Here is a 1,904-nt window from a genome sequence, read left to right as displayed (position 1 = left end):
GCCGAGCACCCGGCCGGAGAGGTAGGCCAGCACCGTCCCGGCCTGCACCCCGGTCAGCCGGGACCCGATCGCCTCGGTCAACGCACCCGGCTGCTTGTCGCCGGAGAGCCGACTCACCAGCGGAGTGATCACCTCGCGGAGCCCGGCGATGTTGGTCGCGGCCCAGTCACGGCGATCGACCACCCGGACCGGCGGATGCGACACCTGCGCCCGCAGCCCCGTGTAGTCGGCCACGTGCCCGGCCGCCTCCTCGGTCAGCCGGCGCAGGTCGCCGACCACGTCGGTGGCCTCGGCGTACGACACGCGGGGGCCAGACTTGCTCAATGCCCCCGCCGTGGCGGCGGCCAGATCCCAGTCCACGAACTGCGCCATGGACCCACCGTACCCGCGCCGCGACACCCCGGCCCGGGCTCGCGCCCTCGATCGACACCGGTGGCGACGTCACCGGCGGACCGGCGACGGTCAGCCGCAGCCGCAGCCGGCCAGCGCGGCGGTGATCCGGTCCAGCGCCGGCTGGGCGGTCTCCCGGTCACCCGGCACCTTGTCGGTGAGCACCGCGAAGGTCAACAACCGGCCGTCGGCGGTGGTGACCAGGCCCGCGATCGAGTGCACGCCGGTCAGGGTGCCGGTCTTGGCCCGGACGCTGCCCGCGCCCGCGGCGGTGCCGGCGGTGTCGCGGTAGCGCTCGTTCAGGGTTCCGGACCAACCGCCCACCGGCAGGCCACCGAAGACGCCGGCCAGCTCCGGATGGTCCGGGCTGGCGGCCAACCGGATCAGATCGGTCAGCAGCGACGGGCTGATCCGGTTGAGACGGGACAGGCCGCTGCCGTCGGAGACGGTGATCTCGTCGGCGGGCAGGCCCAACTCCGCCACCTCGGCGTCCATGGCGGCGGCGCCCCCGTCGAACGAGGCAGGCTGACCGCGGGCCAACGCGACCTGCCGGGCGAGCGCCTCGGCCACCAGGTTGTCGCTCTCGCTGATCATGACATCGACGAGCCGGATCAGCGGCGGAGACTGCACCACGCCCAGCTCGGTGCCCGGCGCCGGGCTGGCGCCGGCCGCCGCCTGCGGCGGGGCCGTGCCCCGCTTCACGGCGTCGGTCGGCACCCCGAGCAACCGCGCGAACGCCTTGCCGGCGGCCAGGTCCGGCTCGGCGAACCGCGGGGCGGACCCGTGTGCGACGCCGGGGTCGGTACGTGCGCCGTCGGTCATCAACGCGGTCACCGCGCCGCCCGACCCACCGGTCGGGATGTCGTCGTCCCAGCCGGGACCGTAGACCGGGCCCGAGTAGACCGAGCCGTCGACGGTGACACTGGTCGGGGGTGTGCCGCCGAGCGCGGTACGCACCTGGGCGGCCAGTTCGTCGAGGCGCGCCGCACCCGGGTAGTAGCCCTTCTTGTCGATCGCGAGGGTCGGGTCGCCGCCACCGACGATCACCACCTCGCCGGCCTTCGCGCCGGCCACCGCACGAGTGGGAATCCGGTAGCCGGGCCCCCGGGCGGCCAGCACGGTCACCGCGGTCGCCAGCTTGGTCACCGAGGCGGGCACGGTGCCGTCGTCCGCCCCCTTGACGAACAGCGTCTGACCGGTGATCACGTCGGCGACCGACACGTTCACCCGGCTGCCCAGGGCGGCGACGCCGACCAGTGGATCGAGCGCGGCACGAACCCCGTCCGGGGTGGGCACCGGGGCGTTCGAATCCGGGCCGGCCAGCACGTCCGACGGAGCGGGTTCCGGGCTCGCACCGACCGCGTTCGGCCCGGAGGCGGCGTCGTCGCCCAGCCACCCGGCGACCGGGCCGGGACGGGTGATCACGATTCCGACGCCGGCGAGCACCAGCAGGAGCACGGCGGCCAGCACCACCGGCAGCCCCCTCCGCCGGCCGGGCGGGGCGGGTGCGGGTG

2 protein-coding genes are annotated in these 1,904 nt (G+C 75.3%); both read right to left on the bottom strand.

All coding sequences use genetic code 11. From position 1 onward, the window contains the following. Window positions 1-372: zinc-dependent metalloprotease (locus PSH25_RS28815; RefSeq protein ID WP_238662025.1), on the bottom strand; the 372-nt coding region annotated here is incomplete at its 3' end. A 90-nt stretch (window positions 373-462) separates the two neighbouring features. Next, window positions 463-1,863: a D-alanyl-D-alanine carboxypeptidase/D-alanyl-D-alanine endopeptidase gene (gene dacB, locus PSH25_RS28810; protein ID WP_372492871.1), complete on the bottom strand. Its 1,401-nt coding sequence runs from the start codon at window positions 1,861-1,863 to the stop codon at window positions 463-465. Window positions 1,864-1,904 lie beyond the last annotated feature (41 nt).

This window comes from Micromonospora foliorum (assembly GCF_022229015.1).
In the GTDB taxonomy this organism is placed as follows: Bacteria; Actinomycetota; Actinomycetes; order Mycobacteriales; family Micromonosporaceae; genus Micromonospora; species Micromonospora foliorum.
This window is presented reverse-complemented; position numbering and strand designations above follow the sequence as displayed.